We start from the raw sequence: 22,112 nt of genomic DNA on the forward strand, positions 1-22,112 counted from the left end.
TGTTGAAAGGCTTCACATAGATCGCAGGGATGATCCTTGGCTCAAAGCCCATCTCGCGCAATGTCCGGCTCACAAAGCGTGCGCTCAGGCATGCCTCCATGCCCACAATACAACGTGGCAACTTCTCAAAGGTTGCCACCAACGCTAATCGCTTGATCTGCTTTCGCAGAACCCGCTGCCCCAAATGATCGAAACCCACCAAATGGAATGTGTCCTTGCCGATATCGACACCAATCGACATCAGTCCATCAAAGCCTGTCTTCGCCATGCTACTTCTCCTATCTGCAGAAATAGGCAGAGCCTAACCCGCTGGGTGAAGCAGCCGGTACATCCCATTAGCTGTCATTCATGGTATATGTTGCGAAGGTCCGGTCAGCTCCAATCCAGTGCAGGCATCACGACCGGACCCCCAATTCCACGGCGTTCGGTTGTACCGCTCCGGGCAACAAGTCGCGTCAGGGAATTATTTCCAACTCAGCTATTTTGTCTCCTTCCAGACGGAACAGATACCGCAGATCGACCGGACTCCCCGGGAAATTGCCAACGAGATGGCTGGTTACGATAATGCGATCTCCTTCCTCAGTCAGCGAGAATGGTTCCACGGTGTAGGTATATTGCGTCGAGGCGTTGGCCATCCACTGCCGTATCGCCTCCCGACCCTTGTACGTATTGCCTTCATCGACAACGATCGCGTTATCGGTAAAGCATTCCGCTAGCGCGTGCGCGTTGCCCTTTTTGTCGGCCGAGAAATATTGGGCGATCACTGCCGGTAGTTCGAGCTTCATCATCATTCTCCTGTTGCGGTCCAAGGCGCGACAACCCTCTGACGGCCGCGCCAACAGGTAACCTAAGTGAAGATGAAAATTCGATAATAGGGATAAAACTACACGCCGAATTCCAGAATTCAGGATAATCAGTCTGCCGTAACCTCCCGGACATTATCCCGGTTTTCAAGACAGCGCATGCCATTTAATCCATATTTTCCAAACACACGACGTCCCTTAAATTTTCCAGAAAGAAACATTCAGCAATAAATCTGGAGCTCAGATCATGACCGATTTTCTCAACCTTACTGGTAAGCGCGCACTCGTGACCGGGGGCACCCAAGGTGCCGGAGCCGCGACTGTTGAACTGCTGCAAACGCTCGGCGCAAAAGTCCTGACGACCGCGCGCTCGCGCCCTGAGCTGATGAATGCAGACGCATTCGTCGCCGCAGACCTGACGACACCGAAAGGCTGCAAGACGGTTGCCGATGCGGTCCGGGAAGAACTGGGCGGCATCGACATCGTCGTCCACATGGTCGGCGGGTCATCCGCGCCGGGCGGCGGCCACGCGGCGCTCGATGACGATCAGTGGCAAACAGAGCTCGACCTGAACCTCTTTCCTTCGGTTCGGCTTGACCGAGTGTTGGTGCCCGAGATGGTGGCCCAAGGCCATGGTGTCGTCATCCACGTCACCTCGATCCAACGCGTCCTGCCTCTGCCGGAGGCGACGACAGCCTATGCCGCGGCCAAAGCCGCTCTTTCCGCCTACAGCAAAAGTCTGTCCAAGGAGGTCTCTCCGAAAGGCGTCCGGGTCCTGCGCGTTTCTCCCGGCTGGATCGAAACCGAGGCATCGGTGCGTCTCGCCCAGCGCCTCGCCGAAGAGCAAGGAACCGACTTCGAAGGCGGCAAGCAGATCATCATGCAGTCGCTCGGTGGCATTCCCATCGGCCGCCCGACCAAACCGCAAGAGGTCGCCAGCCTGATCGCCTTCCTGGCGTCGGACCGCGCGGCCACGATCACGGGCGCCGAGTACACCATCGACGGCGGGACCGTTCCGACCGTTTGAGCGCCTGCCCGTTGGCGCGTCGGACACCATAACTCTGGCGCCGGGCCGCATGGCCAACTTGCGGCGTTGCATCGTCCATTCCGGTGAACGGTGAAACCACCGACGGTGGTCTGTTCGCGGTGTGCCTCAGCAACCACGTCATCTCGACCAAAACCGTTTTCGACATCAACACAGCCATCCCACGGAGAACCCTGCATGGACACCGATCCGACCCTGAAGCGGCACGACCTCGCCGTCGAGAACAACCAGAAAGCCCTGCGCCAAGCGCTTCGCCCCGAATATGACTTCATCGTCTGCGGCGCCGGGTCCAGCGGCTCCGTCGTCGCGGCTCGGCTGGCCGAACAGCCGGAAGTCAGCGTTCTCCTGCTCGAGGCCGGCGGCGACGATACGGCAGACACGGTCTCCAACCCGGCCCTGTGGCCCCTGAACCTCGGCAGCCAGCGCGACTGGGGGTTCTCGGGCGAACCCTGCCCGACCCTCAATGGCCGCAGGCTTCCGCTCAGCATGGGCAAGGGCCTGGGCGGTGGATCGAGTATCAACGTCATGGTCTGGGCCCGGGGCCACAAGGAAGACTGGGATCACTTCGCCGCCAAATCCGGCGACGCCGCCTGGGGGTACCGGTCCATCCTCGGCTACTACCGCCGCATCGAGGATTGGCAAGGCGCGCCCGACGCCGAACGGCGCGGCACGGGTGGCCCTGTCCACGTAGAACAACCTGCAGTGCCCCAGCCCGTCGCCCATGCGATGCTCGAGGCTACAGGGCAAATGGGTATCCCGGTCTTCGACAGCCCGAATGGGGCGATGATGGAAGGCGTCGGCGGGGCCGCTATCGCGGATCTTCGCATCCGCGACGGCTGGCGCCAGTCGGTGTTCCGCTCCTACACCCACCGCGTGATGCACCAGCCCAACCTGACCGTTCTGCCTGGCGCCCTCGTCTACCGCATCCTGCTGGATGGCACGTCGGCCACAGGCGTCGAAGTCCTGCTCGACGGCAAGCCCCGGCAGTTCCGCGCGCGCTGCGAGACCATCCTGTCGCTTGGCGCCATCCAGACCCCGAAAGTCCTAATGCAATCGGGCATCGGCCCCGAGGACGAGCTTGCCGCTCATGGCATCCGGACCGTGCGCGACCTTCCCGGCGTCGGCCGCAACCACCAGGACCACCTCGCCTTCGGCTGCACCTGGGCCTATCACAAGCCCGAGGGCGTCGGCGGCGGCGGGTGCGAGGCCACGCTCTACTGGCAAAGTTCTGCGCGCCTCCAACAGCCCGATATCCTGCAATGCCAGCTCGAATTCCCGGTGCCCGCGCCAGATGAAGCGGGCATCGAAACGCCGCCCCATGGCTGGACCATGTTCGCGGGCCTGGCCCAGCCGAAAAGCCGGGGCCGCCTGCGGCTGTCGGGGCCAGATGCCGACGATCCGCTCCTGATCGAGCCGAATGCGCTCAGCGAACCCGAGGACCTCGAAACCGCATTTGCCGCCGTCGAGATGTGCCGCGAGATTGGCAACCACGCGGCCTTTAGTCCGCTCGTTCGGCAGGAGGTCGCGCCCGGCGGCCGAAATCGAAAGGCGATGGCCGATTTCATCCGCAAATCGGCAGTCACATACTGGCACCAGTCCTGCACCGCCAAGATGGGACGGGACGAGATGTCGGTCGTCGACCATCAGCTCAAGGTCTATGGCATCGACAACCTGCGCATCGCTGATGCCTCGATCATGCCCCGCATCACCACCGGCAACACGATGGCCCCCTGCGTGGTGATCGGAGAGCGTGCCGCCGACATGATCCGCCAGCAACACGGTCTGGCGCGAGCCGAACTACCCCTGGCAGCCGGGGCATGAACAATCCCCGCCGCGGATCGGGGGCACGACATCCTCCGGTCCGCATGATCCGGCGCATCCAAATCAAACGTACAATGACACCGCCTGAGTCCGGACTGCGCCAGCCGACATCGCCCTCCATGCCGCAAGGCCACGCACCGACAACCCGCTTTCTTCGAATCCGGAACTGTGCCTTAGATGATGCAGCAAGGCGCATCAGAACGCCCGAGACCTGCGGAAACCCGAACAATGCCGGAAGATTCTTTCAACCCGGACCTCGATCGGATCGATCGAAACATTATGCGTGCGCTTCAGAAAGATGCGCGGATGGCCAATTCAGACCTGGCTCGACTGGTGAACGTCAGCGCCGCGACATGCCACCGCCGCACCCAGCGTCTGATCGAACAGAAATACATCTCGTCCGCCCGCGCGCAGATAGCTCCGGCCTGCGTGGGGCTCGGGACGCTCGTGATGGTCGGAGTCGTGCTGGACCGGTCCACCCCCGAAAGCTTTTCCGAGTTCGAGAAGACCGTCGGAGGAATGAAAGAGGTCCTGGATTGCAACCTGGTAGCCGGGGATTTCGACTATCTGCTCAAGATCAGGACACGGGACATGGAAGGTTTCAACCTGTTGCACGGCCGCAAACTCATCACCCTGCCGGGCGTTCGCCAGATCCGCACTTTTTTCGTGCTGAAAGAGGTCAAGGACAACGCGCCCTTGGCATTCTGAAAGAGCCCCCCGTGGCCGGCGTCCCGCAACGCTGGCGACCCGGCGGCCACCGGATCGCACGCCCACCGTCACGCCGCCCTGACCCGACGCACCACCTGCGCCCATGTGGCCATCCGCGCCCCCTGGTGCCTTGCCGCATGCAACGTCGTCTCGGGAAGGGGCGCACCTTGTCCGTCGGTGAAGCTGGTGCCGTACGGGTTACCCCCGGCGGCATGAATCGCAGGATCCGTATACCCCGGAGGCACCATGATTGCGCCCCAGTGATAGAACACGTTGTGCAGCGCCAGAAGGGTGGATTCCTGCCCACCATGCACGTTCCCGGCCCCTGTGAAGGCACTGACGACCTTGTCGGTCAGCTTCCCGTTCATCCACAGGCCGCCGCAGGTATCCAGGAACTGCTTCAACTGCGCCGCCGGCAGGCCGAAACGCGTCGGCGTCCCGAAAACGAAGCCATCCGCCCATTCCAGGTCCGAGTGGGTGGCAACGGGTACTTCACGCGTTGCCTCAAGGTGTTTCCGCCATGCCGGGTTGGCATCTATTGCCGCGTCGGGTGCCAGTTCCCCCACCCGCCGTATCCTGACCGCGGCGCCGTGCTTTTCGGCGCCGGCGGCGATTTGCTGTGCTATCGTGAATGTGTTGCCGGTACTGCTGTAATAGACGATTGCCAGCCGGACGGGATCTTGATCTGTCATGTCGCTTTCCTTTGTTTGACGCGTGGAAAGCTATGTGCGCGCACCCGTCTGCACTACGGCGTCGAATTTCGTTTCACTGTCTGCCCGGATGGACAATCACATGTCTAAGACGCCCAGCCTTGATGACCTCGCCCGCTTCAGGAAAGTCGTCGACAAAGGCTCGTTTGCCGCCGCCGCCCGGGATCTCGGCATTCCCAAAAGCACACTCAGCAAGGCCATCGCACGGCTGGAGCAGGATCTGGGCGTGCGCCTGCTTGAGCGGACGACGCGCAACATGCGCCCAACCGAAACCGGACGGATCGTGGCGGAACACGGCAAGACGATGGTCGACGCCTTCGACGCCGCCCAACGCGCGGCAAGCGACAGCGACGGGCCGTCTGGCCGCATCCGTGTCGGGTGTCCGCCGGGCCTGTTGGATGATCTGCTGGATGATGTCATCGCCGATTTCCTCACCGACTTTCCCAAGGTCCGGATCGAACTGGTCGCGATGGCGGGCCCGCTCGACCTCGTCAGGGACGATGTGGATATCACGATCCGCGCGCGGTCGCAGGTCGAGGCCGGCGCCTCGCACGTCGTGCGGCGGCTCGGGGTATCGCGTGGCATCCTTGTCGCGGCGCCGTCCCTTGCCGGTACAAGCCAGCTGCTGACGCCTCGGGACTTGCAGGCTGTCCCGACCCTGTGCCTGCCTGGCGACAACCGCGTGTGGGAGCTTTTCGACCGGGATGACACAGCCCATACCATCGACGTCTCTCCGCGGCTGGTCACGAGCGACATCGCCACCCTGCGGCACGCTGCAATCAGGGGGCTGGGCGTCGCCCTGCTGCCCGAACATGCCTGTATGGCGGATATTGCAAGCGGCGAGCTGATGCGAGTGTTGCCCGACATCTCGACCGTCGAGGGCACGATCTACGCCGTGTTCTCGCGCGACACCGCAAGGGCCTCGGCGCTTCGCGCCTTCATAGACCACCTTGCCCGCGCCTTCGCCATCGCCCCATTCCGGCGATAGCCGGGCCGACCTTCACACCGCCCGCGCCGAGCGCGCCAACTCGCGCGCAAGATCGACGAAGACCTTGAACGCGGCCGGCGGGTTGCGCCGGCTGGGGTAATACAGGCACAGCGGCGCAACCGGCGGGGTCCAATCGTCTAGGATCCGCACCAGTCGGCCCGCCGCGATATCCGCGCGCACGTTCGACTCCATGAAATAGCCGATGCCCACTCCATCGAGGACCGCGGTGCGCGCCAGGCTGGCCTCGTCCAGAGTCAGTGGCCCGTCCACGTCCACATGCACCGGCTGGCCCTCGGATTCGAACTGCCAGCGATACAGCGCGCCGTTCGGCAGGCGGACGCGAATACAGGTATGCGCCTTCAGGTCGGCCGGAACGCGCGGCACATCCCGGTTCGCAAAATAGGACGGTGCGGCGACGACGGCATGCCGCCGCGCTGGCCCCAATGGAATCGCGATCATGTCCGACGGTACGAGGGTTTTGCTGCGCACCCCGAAATCGAACCCGTCCGCCACGATGTCCACAAGACTCCCTTCGGTCACGAGATCGACCTGAACTTGGGGAAACCGCTTCAGGAACTCCAGGATCAGTGGTTCAAGAATCTCCTGCGCAGCGGTGACGAAGGTGTTAATACGCACGGTGCCGGAAGGTGTTTCCTGTTGCGATCGGACCGTGTCCAGAGCCTGGTGGATATCCCGCACCGCCGGGCTGACCTGATCGACAAACCTGTGCCCCGCCTCGGTCAGTGAGACACTGCGCGTCGTGCGATTGAACAGGCGCACGCCCAGTTGTCCTTCCAGCTTGGAAATCGCATTGCTGAGCGCGCTCGTTGACATTCCCATGTCGAGTGCCGCAGCCCGGAACGATCCTCTGCGGCTGATCGCGAGCACGGCATCGAAGTCGGTCAGCTTGTAGTTTTTCATTGTCCTGAATTCCGTAATTCAACATCTCACTTTATCCTAATTATCAAAACGCCGTCAAAAGCATAATTTACGGTCACGCATCAACTGACCGAAAGGAGCAGACAGCACAAAAGCTTACCCGAACCGGCGCTGATTCGAGCGAGCCGGACATGAAATATTCTTTCAAATATTGGGTAAGCCTTGGCCGAAAAAACGCCAATCTTCAATCATGCTGCAGCGTATCCAGCAAACCATACGCCAAAGTTGCAAGCACCCGTCAGCGTCAAAACGCTACGATGCCGACGCCTGCGACAGGGATGCCATCCAGTAAAACAGACCGGAGAGCCGCCCTCCCACGGCCTTTATGGACCTCTGCCAATATCAACCAAAGGAACATTCAAATGTCCAAGAAACTCAGAACTGCCGTCGCCGCCGCTGCCGCCGCCGCGACCATCACGACCAGCGCAAACGCGCAAGAGACGATCCTGTCTGAACAGCCGGTCAAATCCGTCGTCCTCGTTCACGGCGCCTTTGCAGACGGGTCGGGCTGGCGCGGCGTGTACGACATCCTCACCGCGCGCGGCTACCGTGTCAGCATCGTTCAGAACCCGCTGACCTCTCTCGCAGATGACGTGGCTGCCACCGACCGCATCCTTGACCGTCAGGACGGTCCGGCTATACTCGTCGGGCATTCCTACGGCGGAACGGTCATCACCGAGGCGGGTATCAACCCCAAGGTTGCAGGCCTCGTCTATGTCTCCGCGCTGGCCCCAGACGTGGGCGAGACCACGGGCGACCAATTCTCTGACATCCCCGCCCCGCCCGAATTCATCATCGAGACCGGCGATGACGGGTTCGGCTTCGTCAACCTCGAAGAATTCAAGACCGGCTTCGCCGGCGACACCGCCGATGCGGACGCAGCTTTCCTCCGGGACAGCCAGGTGCCCATCAATATGGAAATCTTCGGAACGCCTGTGAAACACGCTGCGTGGAAGGAAAAGCCGAGCTGGGCCGTAATCGCAACCGAGGACAAGGCCATCGACCCGAAACTACTGCGCCACACGGCCGACCGGATTGGCGCTGTATCAGTCGACGTACCCGGTAGCCACGTTGTGTTTTTGACCAAGCCCGACGAAGTCGCCGACGTGATCGATGAGGCTGCCCGCGCCTCCGGCGGAAGCTGAATTAGCAATCTCCTGCGGCAGAACCCGCCTCGCCGCAGGAACCCGAAACCTGTTCACAGAAAATCTCACCTGGGGAAATCACCCCGGCAATGGAGCCACACCATGTCCCATATGAAAGTGAAATCCATACTTTCTTGGAGCGCGATCCTGTTCCTCATCTCGGTCGCGGCCGTCGCCGTCGCCTCCTGGATCGTCAACGTAGACAGTTTCACCGGCAGTCACGTCCAGGCCAACCGTACCTGCAAGATGCCCAAATCCGACCCGTGTCAGTTGATCATATCGGGAAAACGCCATGTCCGGACCTGAACCATTCCGCCTCACCCGTCGCTGCGCGATTGCCGGCGGCACGGGCCTGTTGATTGCAGCGTCCACACCGCTGCTGACGGCTTCCGGCCTGCGGGCCGAAACATCACCTTCCAACCGAGGACCTCAGACCATGACCTACATTTCCGCCGACGACGGCACGCAGATCTTTTACCGCGACTGGGGCCCGCGCGACGCGCAACCCATCGTGTTCCACCACGGCTGGCCCCTGACGGCCGACGAATGGGACGCCCAGATGCTCTATTTCCTCGGCAAGGGCTTTCGCGTCATCGCCTTCGACCGGCGCGGGCACGGGCGCTCGGACCAGACGGAAACCGGCAACGAGATGGACACCTATGCCGCCGATGTCATCGCCTTGGCGGACGCGCTGGACCTCAAGGCGGCCGTGCATGTGGGCCATTCCACCGGCGGTGGAGAGGTCGTGCACTACGCCGCCCGTGCCAAGCCCGGACGCGTCTCGAAGCTGGTGCTGATCGGTGCCGTGCCGCCGGTCATGGTGAAGAAGGACAGCAACCCCGACGGCACGCCGCTGGACGTGTTCGACGGCTTCCGCGAGGCGCTTGCCGCGAACCGACCGCAATTCTACCTCGACGTGGCATCGGGCCCGTTCTATGGCTTCAACCGCCCGGACGCGGAGGTCAGCGAAGGCTTGATCCGCAACTGGTGGCGGCAGGGGATGCAGGGCAGCGCCAAGGCGCACTTCGACTGCATCAAGGCCTTCTCCGAAACCGACTTCACCGAGGACCTCAAGGCGATCCAACTGCCGACGCTGGTGATGCATGGCAGCGACGATCAGGTCGTGCCCATAAAGTCCTCTGCCGCGAGGACGGTCGAGATCATGCCTAACGCGACGCTCAAGGTCTATGACGGCGCCTCTCATGGCATGGCGGCGACGATGGCTGAAGCGATCAACGCGGACATCTTGGGCTATTTGCAGTCCAGTTAACGAACCGCACCGATCTGGCGCAAAACGCGCCAGTTCGGGCCTCGCTTGTCAAGCTTTCCCCGGCTCTCCCCAGGGGAAGCTATTGAAAGTTCAACCCGTATTGAGCCCATTTCATTGAAACGCTGTGCCTTTGAGCCACCGATCGGTACTGGAAGAGCATTAGAAACTCCCACTCCAACTGACCGAAGGCATCCAGACAGGCTGTAACTACCTTTCTACATTTGATCGACAGCACTTTTACATGCATGTCGGACGTTGGAGCTACGTGCAAAGAACGACGGCTTCCCGCCCTTTTCGACCAAGTCGGTTCCAGGCCCTTGCCGGCCATTCAAGAGTCTGGCGACCAACGGCGGCTTAGGGCCGATGCTACCCTGAGCATGCAATCATGACACTCACGCCTTCCCGGGCGGCGTCGCACGGTATACATGATTGCGGCACTTAGGGGCAGACGAACGCATGACCTGTAATTGAGCGAAGCCTATTCAGCTTTTTCAGTTTCATCGGAATCTCCAGCCGGTCGCAATGTCGCATGCGTTCGTTCCGCTTGGCGTTCCAAATTATGCCCGCGTCTCCGTTCAGGACCACGCCTCAGGGTCGAGTCGCATCTTTCAGAACATCTCTGAGCCCCTCTTCGGCCAAAAGACCCTCCGCTATAGCGATCTGAGCCAGTGATTTTTTCTCTTTCAGAGAGCGTTTGGCAAGTTGCGCGACCTTTTCGTACCCAAGACGGTGCAGGAATACGGTAGAAACACCGAATGACGAGGCGAGGTTTTCGTAGGATCGGTCCTGGTCAATACTAAGCCCGGACACACACGTGCGCGCAAAAACAGTGCTGGCGCGGGTCAGCAGCCCGAACTGGTCGAACAGCGATTGCGCAATGACCGTTTCGAAATGGTTGATTTCCATCTGTCCCGCCTGGCAGGCCATCGTGATGGTGCCGTTCAACCCGTGAACCTGGAACGAGACCTGCTGAACCTGCATCGGGATGACCGGGTTGACCTTTCCGGCCATGATGGACGACCCCGGCTGGACCGGCGGAAGGTGAATCTCGCCGATCCCGGACGCCGCATCGCTGCTGAGGATGATCAGGTCGGCGGCGATGCGGCCGAGATTGGTGGCAAGCCCTGCCAGTTCACCAGACAGGCGCTGGAACCCATCCGTGCCCTGCATCGCAGCGAACATATCCCTTGGTCCTCGAACATCGAAGCCGAAGCTTTCCTTTAGGGCGGGTAAGATTTCCGCTTCATAGCCATCAACACGGCCAAGCCCCGTGCCGATGGCAGTGCCGCCCATCGGCACCGTCTGGAGATCGTCGACCGCACGCTCCAGCGTCCTCAGGGCGCCTTCCAAAAGCGCCGCATAGCCGTCGAACAACTGGCCATATGTCATCGGTTGCGCGGCCTGCATACAGGTCCGGCCCGTTCTCAGCACGTCCCGTGACACCTCCGCCTGTGCGCGAAACACCGAGACGAGTTCCTCCACCGAGGATTTCAGCCCCGGCAACAGAAGGACGCAGGCCAGTTTGATCGCGGTAGGGATCACGTCATTGGTCGACTGGCTGCGGTTGACGTGATCGTTGGATCGGATCGGTCCAGTCCGCTCGTCGCCCAGTATCTGGTTCGCGCGGCTCGCTATCACCTCGTTGAAGTTCATGTTCAGCGACGTGCCGCCAGAGCCTTCCGCCATCGGAACAACGAATTGCGACCAGTGTTCTCCGGCCGCAATTTCATCGCATGCCGCTATAATGGCGTCTGCCTCGCGCACGGGCAAACCGGACGCCCGGCGATTGGCCAGTGCGGCGGCCCGCTTGACCTTGGCCATGGCGCATATGAATTCCGGATAGGCCGACAGGGCCGGACCGAACCCGCGGAAATTCTCCGCTCCACGCGCAGCGTTCGCTCCGTAGAGCGCATCTGCGGGCACTTCGAGCCGACCGAGACTGTCGGCGACCTCTTTCATGATCACATCACGTTCCAGCATTTGATCGTCCGTCAGAGAATTTGGCTGAGGAACTCGCGGGTGCGCGGGTCTTTTGCCTGGTCAAAGAAAGTGGCCGGCGGACCGGACTCGACGATCACGCCCTTGTCCGTGAAATAGACACAGTCCGCGATCTCGCGGGCGAAGCCCATTTCGTGCGTGACGAGGATGCAGGTCATACCTTCCGATGCGAGTGTCTTGATGGTCTGGAGGACTTCCTTGACCGTCTCGGGATCCAATGCCGCGGTGACCTCGTCGAACAGCATCACGTCCGGGTTCATGGCAAGTGAGCGTGCGATCGCCACCCGCTGCTGCTGCCCCCCTGAAAGCTCTCCTGGAAAATTGTCTTCCTTGCCTTCAAGACGCACCTTCTTGAGCAGGGCTCGCGCACGTTCCTCGACTGCCTTGCGATCCTGTTTGAGCACCTTGATCGGCGCCATCATGACATTCTGAAGCGCCGTCTTGTGTGGAAACAGGTTGTATTGCTGGAACACCATGCCGACCTTCTTGCGAAGCTCGAGCTTGTCCAGCTTCGGGTCACTGACCTCCTGGCCCTCGACGGAGATGGATCCCGACTGAATGTCGTTGAGCGCGTTGATGCACCGGATGAGGGTCGACTTGCCCGAGCCGGATGGCCCGATGATGCAGACGACTTCGCCCTTTCGAACGTCCATCGTAATTCCACGAAGGACTTCGGTGTTCCCGAAAGATTTGTGAACGTCCTTCAGGGAAATGATCGGTTGATCACTTGTCCAGGCCATGAGTTCCTCGCTTCAGAGTTGCACGGAAAATTTGCGTTCCAGCCGCCGGGTGAACGCGCTGATTGGATAGCAATAGATAAAGAACCAGCAGAGGATGTAGAGGTACATCGGTATCAGCAGGTCCACGCGGCCTTCGGCACTGAGCGCAGCGCGCGTCAGCGCCATCACGTCATTCACGCCGACGATCGAAACCAGCGGTGTCGCCATGGTCAGAACGGCATAAAGGTTCATCCAAGAGGGCAGGATTCGCTTGACGGTTTGCGGAAGGATGATCTCCCGCATCGTCTGCGCCCGGTTGAACCCCAGAGATTCCGCCGACTCCCACTGACCCTCCGGGATCGACATGATGGCACCCCGGACATATTCCGACATGTAGGCCATGACCGGAAGGGAAAGCCCCAGCACAGCCTTGATCCAGCCCGGAAACGGCACTTCGGTACCGAATATCTCTATCTGGAACGGGATCAACAGAATGCAGTAGAACAAAAGGACCAGCCAGGGCGAATTCCGAAAGAACTGCGTGATGGCCCAGGAGACCTGGCGCACGAACCGCAACGGAGAGACCTGCAGGATACCCAGCCCGACGCCAAGCACCGTTCCGACGGCCATCGAGCAGATCGAGATCAGCACGTTGAAGGCGAAGCCGGACCCAATCGTCGGCGTCCATTCCAGAAGAATTTCAATAATGCTGCGTTGGCTTTCACCGTCCTGCTGCGCGAGCGCCGGAGTCACAAGCGCGGCGGCACATGCCACGAACAGAAGAGCGGCCGTCCAGAGATTGAATACCCTGTCGGTCAGCGGCAGCGGCTCTCCGGTACTGCGCATCGGGAGAAGTACGGGCAGATGCCCTTTGACGGGTACGGTGGGTCTTGTCGGATACAGCATGATTACCTCCCGTAGCCCGGAATGCGCAGCTTCTTCTCCCAATGGTGCAGCACCCAGACGAGTACGGCGACAATTCCCACGTAGGAGAGCAGCAGAACGTTCATCATTTCCTGGACGTTCAGGTCTTCCGACCAGATCTGGGCAGCCACGTAAAGGAGTTCGGGGACCGCGATGGCATAGGCAAGCGTGGTCGTCTTGACCAGGTTCACGAGGTTCGTGCCAAGCGCGGGCAGCGAAATGCGCACCGCCAGAGGCAGCACGATGTCCTTGTAGATCTGCAGCCTCTTGTATCCCAGTGCCTCTGCGGCCTCGATTGTGGACTTCGGAACAGCCTCGATGCCGGCCCGGAAAATCTCGACGTTCAAAGCGCCGGCAAAGAGCGACAGAGAAATGATCGCCCAACCGAAATTGCTGACCAGTGGTTCAGGCCGCCCATCGTCGCCCGTGATCTGAAGGACCGTGCCGATGGCGAAATAGAAAAAGTAGAGCTGGACCAGCGGCGGCGTGTTCCGAAAGAAGGCCACGAAGAAACCTACAAGCACCCGCACGGTACGGGACTGCGCGCCTTGCGCTGCCGCACCCACAGCGCCGACGACCAGCGACAGGACAATTGAGATGACCGAAAGTTGAACGGTCATCCACAAACCTGCCAGGTACCGCCCGCGGTTGTATTCATCGCTGACAACCGTGAGGTTGAAAAACCAGTCCGGTCGCAACCACTCTATGACACTTGTAGAATCCATTGCTCGTCGTCGTCCTGAAATGGAACCGGCGGCGAAGCGCTCGCCGCCGGAAAGTCAAATGGCGAAAAGGGTTATTTGAACTTTTCGTGCATTTCCTGAAGGAACGGGCTCGGTGCGATACCATTCGCCTCGTTCCGCTCGATGAGGAAACCGGTCTTGTGCCAGTCCGTGACGATCTCGCTCATTTTCTCGCCATAGGCTCCGTCCAGTTCTTCAAGCGGAACGGCGATGGACCAGGCCTGCGGATCCTCGGTCTCGAATGGCATCTCGTAATCTGCCCATTGTTCGTCCGACGCCAGCTGCGACTCGATCCACGTGTTGTCGTAAAGGAACGCCACGCAGTTGCCGTTCTGCAAGGCCGAGGTAACCTCGGGAATACCGGCGAACGCCACGAGGTTCGGGCCGTAAAGCTGCGTCACGCGCTTGTTGTAATAGGAGCCCTGAAGCGCGCAGACGTCACGCCCCTCCAGGTCCGACCACTCTTCGAGCCCGACGGACTTCGGTGCCAGAACATTGGTGCCCCCGGCGTAGTAGTTCGGCTGGATCATACCGACGACCTCGCGGCGATCCTCGTTGTCACCCATCGTTGCAATGATCAGGTCGATGCGGCCCTGGCTGAGAAACTGCATCCTGTTCGATGCAACCACGGGGACGAGTTCCAGTTCGACCCCGAGACGCTCGGCCACGTCGCGGGCCAGGTCAATCTCCAGTCCGGCCAGTTCACCGTCGGACGTCAGGTAGCCCCAGGGCTTGTAGTCCTGCTTTACGCCGACGACGATTTCGCCGTCTTCCTTGATGTCTTCCAGCTGATCGGCCTGCACCTGACCACAGACCAGCGCCAGCGCCGCGCTGGCCAACGTCGTTGTGATGTAACGACTCATTGTACGTCCTCCTGTTGTGTTTGAGCACGGTCGATGCCGTGATATTTGAAGCACTGAAGGTGATTTCGAATGTTTTGTCTACCCATCTCGTGAAACAAATGTAATAATTTTGGTGGAAAAAATTACTTTGTATTTTTTCGCATCAAGAGAGGCCGAAGTTGGACAACCCGAAGGATACCATTCGCGACCGTCTACCCGATTTGTCGAAGAAGCTGACGCATGTCGCCCGCTTCGCGCTCGACAACCCTGACAGAATTGCATTCGATTCGATGCGCGCAATTGCGTCAGATTGCGATGTTTCTCCGGCAACGCTGCAAAGACTGGCCAAGGCACTGGATTACGAGAGCTACGCCGCATTGAGAGCCGCGTTTCAGGCCAGCGTTTCCAACGGCAGGGGGTTTGGTGCCCGGGTGGGCAGGCTCCGGAACTCTTTCGGCGACACCTCAAGCAGCGAACTGATCCGAGACCTGACAGAGTCGGTGCACGGCAACCTCGCGACAACGGCCGACCTTCTCGATGCGGAAGCGATCGACGCTTTCGCCAAATCGGTACACCAAAGCAGGTGCACCTATCTTCTTGCGTCCGGATCGCTGTATTGGCTTTCGGGACTGATGGAAGTCACCGGCAGCATGGCGCTTCCGAATTTCGTGGCATTACACGGGGGCCTTGTCGATTTGACCGAGCGCTTGGCCGTCATTGACGAGGCGGACAGCATGTTGGTGTTTTCAGTTTCCCCCTACGCCGTTCAGACGACGCGCGCCGTTCAATATGCACACTCGAAAGGTGCAAAGATATTTGCCGTGACCGATCGGCCCAGTTCACCGCTCGTGCCATATGCCGATACGACATTCTACGCACCGACAACGAGCCCGCACTATTACCCGTCTCTGGTTTCCGTTCTGTTCATGATCGAAACTTTGCTTGCGGCAGCAGCGTCCGTTGCCGACGTAAGTTCAGATGCTCGGCTAAGAGAGATTGAAAAAATACGCGATGAAAGCGGTCTCTACCTCGATTGAATAACGAAAGCACTTCCTGCCGATTGCAGGCAATCAACCATGCCACAGTGTCTGCAAGGACGTGGAGCTCTTGCCGTGGCAGGAACCACAAGGCGGATCCTTGTAAGTGGTTTTCTTAAATACGTGCTCGAGAACCGCGCCCGTCCTGAACGCGTTGCAGAACGTGCTGCGGCGCGCAATATGGCCAAAATGGCCGAGATTAAGATGCAAATTGTCACCTGAAAGCGCGGCGGCGTGGCGGTCGCAGTCTCCTCTTGCGCAAACCTTATGCAGCCGGCATGCTCGATCCGCTTGCCTGGACTGCGCGGAGACCGGGATCGTTCAGACCCGGCCCCCCTTGCTCGAATGCCTCCTGCCCGCATTGGCTACCTTGTCCCGTCTGACCTTCCGCCATAGCAGAGCGCATCGTGACCAGCGAAGCGCGGACATATTCGTGACTGGGTTGCCTATTCTTGCTCTCCACTTTTTTAGTGGAGCTTCGTTGGATCGGGGTGGTCGATCGGTGTCGGCAACGTGGCCGGATGGTAACCTGACATGCCCATCATGCGCCGCAGTGTCAGGCCGAACTCCTGCGCAAGCGCCACAATGACAGCGGCCATATCGGGCCGGACAAGGTTCGCAGCCATCAAAAACGCATCCTCGCGCTCGCCATCCGCAGCGTGGGCCACGATGTTGGCGAACGTCGCCTCGTCGCCGCCCAGGCACCTGCACTGCGCGTGGTGCCGCACCAATGGGCGGCGGCCATGCTTGGCACACATGCTGCACAGCTGTTCAAAATTCTGCAATTCCCTGCGTCCCGCCCTGGGGCCGAGAGCCGTTGCGAAATCATTCCAGACAAGGCTTTGCGCTTCCGGCCCGTCGCACCACATGCGCAAATAGATTACGGCGCTCGCCTCGACCGGATCGAGATCGTGAAGGATACCGACGGGTGCGCCGCCACGGCGTTCAGATGGATTCATCATTTCGTAAGGATCAATTTGCCGGCGCGCGTGATGCGCAGCGTGTAAACCTGATCATAGAGCTGGATATGCGCCAGCCCGCCGCCATCGGTCAGCTTGCTCGCATAGTGCAGCGGGATCGTATCGACCTCGGTCGCGCCGATGAGCAATTTGTTGTCTAAGGCACCCATTCCGCCCTCCTGTTTTCCGTGGTTTCCGCGCCCTGTAAATGCTGCCGGGCACGACGTCGGAGGATCGGGATGCTTCGACCTGGTTGCCAAAGCGGTTCCGGTGCCACTCCTGAAACTCGAATGTATCGGGCGGTCCCTCGGAAAAGCCTTCGGGATTGGCTGGATTTGTCTAATCTGACTTTTTTAGTCGGAATTGTCAATCCGCTGGAATCGTAGCCCTCACAAGTACTTAAATATTTCCCCGATGTTCTCCGGGATTCTCGCCGTACTTACCCTGGAGGTGCTGGTTCCGATGATTCGACATGCAGGTCTCGAAAGGTCCGGTCTATTCCGGCGACCCGGATACGGCAGGCACCCGGCGATGCAAGTGCGGAGCGGCCCCGGTACAGGACCGTCGGTCAAGGACAGTTGATAATCTTTCCGGATGAGAATAGTTTACGGGTAGCGAGGCAGTGCCCAGCCAATACGTATCAATGGCGGAGCGATGTCCTTTCATCCCAGAATGTATGCTGCTGTCCGCGGGTTCGACCCGCTGGACGAAATGCGCTGCCTACGGTTCGACGACATGGTCGTCGACTATTGGCATGTGCAAGGACAGTCCCGCGCCACCGGACGGTATGTCTCGATGTACCCACGCCTTGTTCTTGTCCTCGATGACCGTGCACTGTCCCTCTCACGCGGGAAAGACGCCGCATCCAGCGCCGCCGCCGCATGCTACATTCCGGCAGGCGTGCAGGTCTGGGCCAGCCTCGACGAACCTGGCGATCTCAGACACATCGACATTCATCTTTCGATGCCGCGCCTCAAGTCGCTTGCAGGGGCCGGCGCGCCCCTCGACAGGATGCTCGTTTTCCCATCGCTCGGGCCGCTGGCCCCGCTCGTGCGCGTCCTACAGGACGAATGCGTGTCGATCCGCCCGTCCATGCACCGCGTCGACAGGCTGGTCAGCGCCATCGTACAAGAGGTATGCCTGATCGACCGGGCCGGCCTTGGCGATGGCGACAAGGGGGACGCCTGGCTCCACGCCATGCGCGCGCATGTCTTCGAACGAATGGAAAATCGGATCGCTGTGGATGATCTGGCCGCGTTGTCCGGCCTGTCCCGCACGCATTTCAACCGGGTCTTCCGCAAACGCACAGCCATGTCGCCACATGCTTGGGTCACAGGGATCAAGATCGATTACGCCAAGCGCCTCCTGTGCCGCGGACTGCCGCTTGCCGAGGTGACAAACGTAACCGGGTTCGCCGACCAGGCCCACTTTTCCCGCAGTTTCAAGCTGGGAACCGGCCAATCACCGGGAGCATGGGCAAAGGCGAATCCGCCCGGGCAGGATGGTCCGATTATTCAAGACAATTCTTCCTGATAATTTTAATCGGGTATCCTGAAGCACTTTGCGCGCTCCCTCTTCCCCGCCCGGGAGGATGGGTGACCCGACGTGACATCTGAAAGAGAAGGATGCCGATATGGCCAAAACGATAAACCGCCGGCTTGGCATGGCCAGGCTCAGCAGCGCAGCGCTGATGCTGCTGGGAACCGCTGCGGTTTCAAACGCCCAGCCCGCTGATGAGACGCTGGATCTTGGGACGATCACCCTGCGCAACCAGGAAGACGCCACCGGTCCCGTGGGCGAGGACAAGAACCCGCCAACCGTCACGGGCAGCAAGGTACCGCTCACCGTGAACGAGATACCGCAGTCGGTCTCTGTTCTCGGGCGCGAGAAGATCGAGCGTTTCGGCGCCAACCGCGTCAGCGAGGCCCTGCGCTATTCCGCGGGTGTGACAGCGGACGTGTTCGGCGACGACAATGACTATGACTGGCTGCGCATTCGAGGCTTCCAGGCCGACCAGACCGGGATCTATCTCGACAACGCGCAGAACCTCTCATTCGCCTTCGGCTCCTTCTTCATCGACCCCTACACGCTGGAACGCGTCGAGGTCCTGCGTGGCGCATCCTCGGCTCTCTACGGTGGCTCGAACCCGGGCGGCATCGTCAATTACGTGTCCAAGCGCCCGGGCGGCCGGATCCGGGAACTGACATTCGGCGTCAACGACGCGACCGCCGGCTGGGTCGAGTTCGACTACGGCGACGACATCGGCGACTCGAGCTCGTATCGCCTGACCGGGCGCCTCGAAGGCGGCGACAAGTACGATGCGTTCAATGATGGCGTGCGCGGCACCTTCGCGCCGGCCTATCGGTTCAGGACCGATGGCGGCACCGAGGTCACCCTGCTGGCCAACATCCACATCGCCGACGAACACCACAACGGAAGCACGTTCCTGCCCTATCAGGGCACGGTCGTGCCTACCCCGCAATTCGGCTATATTGATCCCGACGCGAACTTCTCGGACCCGGACTGGGACAAGTACGAGCGGCGGCAAGCCTCGTTTTCTGCCATCGTGGAACGCGAACTCGACAACGGCTTTACCTTCACCGGCATCGGGCGCCTGGGCTATGCCGATGTCCACGAGCGCTACTACTATCCCTTCGGGTACAATGGGTTTGCCACCGCGCCCAGTGACCCGCAGGGCACGCTCAGCCTCATAGCTTTCGAGCACGACACGCAGGTCTACACCGCCCAGACCGATCTGCGCTACTACGGAACGGTCTCGACCGGATCGGTCGATCATGACCTCCTCTTCGGTCTTGACGCTCGTTACTACGAGATCGACGAAATCCAGGCCTCGGGCCTTGGCAGCAATACCGTGGTCAATCCGACGCCCCCCGGAACGCCGGTCATCGGCGCGCCCTACCAGGACGCCACGACCACCCAGCGTCAGATCGGTTTCTACGTGCAGGATCAGATGCGCTGGGGCAGTGGATGGATCGGCACACTCAACCTGCGGCATGACTTCGTTGCAACCAAGCAGCGTGGCTCGACCAACTTCAGCCGCAGCGACAGCGAAACGTCCGGGCGCGTGGCCATCTCCTATGAAGCCGCGTCGGGCTTCACACCTTATCTCTCCTACTCGACGTTCTTCAATCCGCTGATCGCATCGCCCGCCGCCGGCGTGACCCGCCCGGAAACCGGCGACCAGGTCGAGCTCGGGTTCAAATGGGCGCCTCTGGACGGCAATTTCTCGTTCACCGGCGCGGCGTTCCAGATCGATCGCGAAGGGGTTGTCGTCGGTGTCGCGCCCAACCAGACACAGCTGGGCGAGGTGCGCTCGCGCGGCCTCGAGTTCGAGGCGGAATACGACTTCGGCAACGGGCTTTACCTCCAGGCTGCCGCAAGCTTCATCGACGCGGAAATCCGCGAGGACGCGAACCCGGCCCTTGTCGGCACGACACCGACGCTCATTCCCGAGACCGAGCTGTCGCTCTTTGCCAGCTACGATTTCGCGGGTCCGCTTGACGGCCTGAAAGTCGGGGCCGGCGTGCGTCACCAGGGCGAAAGCTTTGCCGACCCGACCAACACGTTCAAGGTGTCCAGCGCAACCCTCTACGACGCTTTCGCAACCTACCAGGTACGCGACGGACTCGAAGCCAATCTTGCCGTCACCAATATCGGCGACAAGCGCTACGTCACCGGCTGCCAAGATCTCTATACCTGCTCCTACGGCTCCGGGCGCGAGATCAGCCTGTCGGTCACCTCCCGCTTCTGAGAACCGGAACCGAATCCGAAGGATGGAGATGCGGCAGCGATGCCGCATCTTTTTTCATTCCGCGCTCGGGCGGAGGTCACACTCCAGCGGAGAGGACAGGCTCTGCCGGCTCCAGCGGCACAACCATCGGCGTCCCCGTCACCGGATCCGGAATGACCCGTGCCTCCAGATCGAAAGCCGACAACAGGTTATCAGGCGTCAGGACCTGCTCGGGCGCGCCCGAAGCGACCACCTGACCGTTCGCCAACAGCACAAGGTTGTCCGAATAGCGGGCCGCAAGGTTCAGATCGTGAAGCACGCTGACGATCGTTTGCCCGGACTGCCGGTTCTGCCTCCGCAGCAGGGCCAGAACGTCCATCTGGTGCGTCAGGTCCAGATAGGTCGTCGGCTCGTCCAACAGCAGGCAAGGCGTCTGCTGCGCGAGCACAAGGCTCAGCCACGCCCGCTGCCGCTGCCCGCCCGACAGCTCCGACAGTTCCCGGTCGGCAAACCCGGTCATTCCGACCGCCTCCAGCGCGGCCTCGCAGGCCGTCTTGTCGGCCTCGTTCCACGGGCTCAGGAACGTGCGCCACGGGATTCGACCCCGCATGACAAGATCCGACACCCTGATCCCTTCCGGCGCCCGCAATGTTTGCGGCAGGATGGCCATCTGGCGGGCCAGTTGCTTGGGCGGAATGCGGTTGATGTCCTCGCCGTTCAGCGTCACCCGGCCGGAAGCCGGCGGCATCAGCCGGGCCAGCGCACGCAGCAACGTGGATTTCCCGCAGCCGTTCGGACCGATGATCGCGGTGACACGCCCGCAGGGCAGCTCCAGGTCCAGGTCGCTGATGACGGGCACATCGTCATAAGACAGGCTCAGCGCCTCCGTTCTCAGCATCACAAGTCTCCTCGTTCCATTTCCCGCGACAGCCGCCACAGCAGGTAGGGCGCTCCCAGAAGGCCGGTCGCGACCCCGGCGGGCAATTGCAGGCCGGGCACGGCCACGCGCGCCAGAAGGTCCGACAACACCAACAACAGTGCGCCGGCCCCTGCACCCGAGACCATGCGCCCCGCCGACGTACGGGCACCGGTCAAACGCATCCCCAGGGGCCCGGCCATCAGCGCCACGAAGGGCACCGGCCCCGCCACGGCCACGCCCGTGGCGGCCAGCAACACGCCCGTTGCCGAAAGCCACCACCGGGCCGCCTCGGGCCTTTGCCCCAGCCCTGCCGCCAGCCCGTCGCCCAGTTCCAGCGCCGACAGGATCCGTGCCTGCCTGAGGGCCAGGCTTGCCAGCATCGCCCCGATGCCCAGAACTTGCGCGGCATGGCTCCAATCGCGCGCCGCGAGCGAGCCCGTCAACCAGCGCTGCGCCTCGGACGCGGTCGTTCCCGGCAAGATCGTCATCAGGAAGGTCGACACCGCCGTCGCCGTGAAACCCGCGCCAATTCCGATCAGGATGATCGTCAACACCGGCGTCCCACCGCCTCCGCGAAAGGCCAGCCCACCGATCACCAGCGCCATCGCCACGCCGCCAAGCGCCGCCATCACCGCTGTCGGCATCGCAATGCCGAATGCGATGCCGGCGATGATCGCCAATCCCGCACCGGCGTTGAATCCAAGGATATCCGGTGACGCCAGCGGGTTCCGAAAGAGCATCTGGAAAAGCGCCCCCGACATCCCCAGCACCGCGCCCGCCCCCCGCGCGGT

Annotated in this window: 23 protein-coding genes and 1 pseudogene; 11 read left to right on the forward strand and 13 right to left on the reverse strand. The window is 61.2% G+C overall.

Annotated features, from left to right (window positions below; genetic code table 11):
- Window positions 1-268 (reverse strand): annotated as a pseudogene (locus tag RBB18_RS21895) (IS110 family transposase); the annotation flags it as partial.
- Window positions 269-455: 187 nt separating this feature from the next.
- Window positions 456-785 (reverse strand): nuclear transport factor 2 family protein, encoded by a 330-nt coding sequence (locus RBB18_RS21900; protein WP_103765118.1) that lies wholly within the window; start codon window positions 783-785, stop codon window positions 456-458.
- Between the two features lie 265 nt (window positions 786-1,050).
- Between RBB18_RS21900 and RBB18_RS21905 the strand changes: the two genes are divergently transcribed.
- From RBB18_RS21905 to RBB18_RS21915, 3 genes are all read left to right on the forward strand, one after another.
- The gene (locus RBB18_RS21905) at window positions 1,051-1,830 is read left to right on the forward strand and encodes an SDR family oxidoreductase (protein WP_103765113.1); all 780 of its coding nucleotides are present in this window, start codon (window positions 1,051-1,053) and stop codon (window positions 1,828-1,830) included.
- 195 nt (window positions 1,831-2,025) lie between these two features.
- Window positions 2,026-3,669 (forward strand): GMC family oxidoreductase, encoded by a 1,644-nt coding sequence (locus RBB18_RS21910; RefSeq protein WP_306112178.1) that lies wholly within the window; start codon window positions 2,026-2,028, stop codon window positions 3,667-3,669.
- 228 nt (window positions 3,670-3,897) lie between these two features.
- Entirely contained in the window at window positions 3,898-4,377 is a 480-nt protein-coding gene (locus tag RBB18_RS21915) for an Lrp/AsnC family transcriptional regulator (RefSeq protein ID WP_306112179.1), read from the forward strand.
- Window positions 4,378-4,445: 68 nt separating this feature from the next.
- Here RBB18_RS21915 and wrbA read toward each other — a convergent pair whose 3' ends face one another.
- Window positions 4,446-5,069: an NAD(P)H:quinone oxidoreductase gene (wrbA, locus tag RBB18_RS21920; RefSeq protein ID WP_306112180.1), complete on the reverse strand. Its 624-nt coding sequence runs from the start codon at window positions 5,067-5,069 to the stop codon at window positions 4,446-4,448.
- A gap of 100 nt (window positions 5,070-5,169) precedes the next feature.
- Here wrbA and RBB18_RS21925 point away from each other — a divergent pair, with 100 nt between their 5' ends.
- Complete coding sequence (locus RBB18_RS21925) at window positions 5,170-6,075, forward strand: LysR family transcriptional regulator (RefSeq protein ID WP_306112181.1); 906 nt, start codon at window positions 5,170-5,172, stop codon at window positions 6,073-6,075.
- 12 nt (window positions 6,076-6,087) lie between these two features.
- On the opposite strand, the gene RBB18_RS21930 is transcribed toward RBB18_RS21925, so the two are convergent.
- Window positions 6,088-6,996 (reverse strand): LysR family transcriptional regulator, encoded by a 909-nt coding sequence (locus RBB18_RS21930; protein WP_103765108.1) that lies wholly within the window; start codon window positions 6,994-6,996, stop codon window positions 6,088-6,090.
- 380 nt (window positions 6,997-7,376) lie between these two features.
- On the opposite strand from RBB18_RS21930, the gene RBB18_RS21935 reads away from it, so the two are divergent.
- The 3 genes from RBB18_RS21935 (at window position 7,377) to RBB18_RS21945 (ending at window position 9,429) form a co-directional block, all read left to right on the forward strand.
- Complete coding sequence (locus tag RBB18_RS21935; RefSeq protein WP_306112182.1) at window positions 7,377-8,159, forward strand: alpha/beta fold hydrolase; 783 nt, start codon at window positions 7,377-7,379, stop codon at window positions 8,157-8,159.
- A 102-nt stretch (window positions 8,160-8,261) separates the two neighbouring features.
- A complete protein-coding gene (locus RBB18_RS21940; protein WP_222449433.1) occupies window positions 8,262-8,465 on the forward strand; it encodes a hypothetical protein in 204 nt (67 codons plus the stop codon).
- Window positions 8,466-8,595: 130 nt separating this feature from the next.
- Window positions 8,596-9,429 (forward strand): alpha/beta fold hydrolase, encoded by an 834-nt coding sequence (locus RBB18_RS21945; protein WP_306112183.1) that lies wholly within the window; start codon window positions 8,596-8,598, stop codon window positions 9,427-9,429.
- A gap of 588 nt (window positions 9,430-10,017) precedes the next feature.
- Here RBB18_RS21945 and RBB18_RS21950 read toward each other — a convergent pair.
- The 5 genes from RBB18_RS21950 to RBB18_RS21970 all read right to left on the reverse strand — a co-directional run bounded on the left by RBB18_RS21950 (window position 10,018) and on the right by RBB18_RS21970 (window position 14,676).
- Window positions 10,018-11,409 carry a lyase family protein gene (locus RBB18_RS21950; RefSeq protein WP_306112184.1) on the reverse strand — a complete coding sequence of 464 codons (1,392 nt, stop codon included), beginning with the start codon at window positions 11,407-11,409 and terminating at the stop codon, window positions 10,018-10,020.
- Window positions 11,410-11,420: 11 nt separating this feature from the next.
- Window positions 11,421-12,167: an amino acid ABC transporter ATP-binding protein gene (locus RBB18_RS21955; RefSeq protein ID WP_306112185.1), complete on the reverse strand. Its 747-nt coding sequence runs from the start codon at window positions 12,165-12,167 to the stop codon at window positions 11,421-11,423.
- Window positions 12,168-12,179: 12 nt separating this feature from the next.
- On the reverse strand, window positions 12,180-13,052 hold the full coding sequence (locus RBB18_RS21960; protein ID WP_306112186.1) for an amino acid ABC transporter permease: 873 nt from the start codon (window positions 13,050-13,052) through the stop codon (window positions 12,180-12,182).
- Between the two features lie 2 nt (window positions 13,053-13,054).
- On the reverse strand, window positions 13,055-13,795 hold the full coding sequence (locus RBB18_RS21965) for an amino acid ABC transporter permease (RefSeq protein ID WP_103765103.1): 741 nt from the start codon (window positions 13,793-13,795) through the stop codon (window positions 13,055-13,057).
- A gap of 71 nt (window positions 13,796-13,866) precedes the next feature.
- A complete protein-coding gene (locus RBB18_RS21970) occupies window positions 13,867-14,676 on the reverse strand; it encodes a transporter substrate-binding domain-containing protein (RefSeq protein ID WP_103765102.1) in 810 nt (269 codons plus the stop codon).
- 158 nt (window positions 14,677-14,834) lie between these two features.
- Here RBB18_RS21970 and RBB18_RS21975 point away from each other — a divergent pair, with 158 nt between their 5' ends.
- Complete coding sequence (locus RBB18_RS21975) at window positions 14,835-15,692, forward strand: MurR/RpiR family transcriptional regulator (protein ID WP_274594020.1); 858 nt, start codon at window positions 14,835-14,837, stop codon at window positions 15,690-15,692.
- A 75-nt stretch (window positions 15,693-15,767) separates the two neighbouring features.
- Window positions 15,768-15,914 (forward strand): hypothetical protein, encoded by a 147-nt coding sequence (locus tag RBB18_RS21980; RefSeq protein WP_306112187.1) that lies wholly within the window; start codon window positions 15,768-15,770, stop codon window positions 15,912-15,914.
- A 245-nt stretch (window positions 15,915-16,159) separates the two neighbouring features.
- Here RBB18_RS21980 and RBB18_RS21985 read toward each other — a convergent pair whose 3' ends face one another.
- Together RBB18_RS21985 and hemP are read right to left on the reverse strand one after the other, a co-directional pair.
- Window positions 16,160-16,654: a hypothetical protein gene (locus RBB18_RS21985; protein ID WP_306112188.1), complete on the reverse strand. Its 495-nt coding sequence runs from the start codon at window positions 16,652-16,654 to the stop codon at window positions 16,160-16,162.
- Entirely contained in the window at window positions 16,651-16,821 is a 171-nt protein-coding gene (gene hemP, locus RBB18_RS21990) for a hemin uptake protein HemP (RefSeq protein WP_103765100.1), read from the reverse strand. Before hemP ends, RBB18_RS21985 begins: the two co-directional genes overlap by 4 nt.
- A gap of 484 nt (window positions 16,822-17,305) precedes the next feature.
- Between hemP and RBB18_RS21995 the strand changes: the two genes are divergently transcribed.
- Entirely contained in the window at window positions 17,306-18,184 is an 879-nt protein-coding gene (locus tag RBB18_RS21995) for an AraC family transcriptional regulator (RefSeq protein WP_103765099.1), read from the forward strand.
- A gap of 100 nt (window positions 18,185-18,284) precedes the next feature.
- On the forward strand, window positions 18,285-20,423 hold the full coding sequence (locus RBB18_RS22000) for a TonB-dependent siderophore receptor (protein WP_306112190.1): 2,139 nt from the start codon (window positions 18,285-18,287) through the stop codon (window positions 20,421-20,423).
- 76 nt (window positions 20,424-20,499) lie between these two features.
- Here the strand turns inward: RBB18_RS22000 and RBB18_RS22005 are convergent, their stop codons facing one another.
- Both RBB18_RS22005 and RBB18_RS22010 read right to left on the reverse strand, forming a co-directional pair.
- Window positions 20,500-21,300, reverse strand: a complete 801-nt coding sequence (locus RBB18_RS22005; protein WP_306112191.1) for an ABC transporter ATP-binding protein — start codon at window positions 21,298-21,300, stop codon at window positions 20,500-20,502.
- The coding region (locus RBB18_RS22010; protein WP_306121276.1) for an iron chelate uptake ABC transporter family permease subunit at window positions 21,300-22,112 on the reverse strand (813 nt) is incomplete at its 5' end. The genes RBB18_RS22005 and RBB18_RS22010, both read right to left, overlap by 1 nt.

This window comes from Roseovarius sp. MMSF_3298, from assembly GCF_030733705.1.
Taxonomy (GTDB): domain Bacteria; phylum Pseudomonadota; class Alphaproteobacteria; order Rhodobacterales; family Rhodobacteraceae; genus Roseovarius; species Roseovarius confluentis.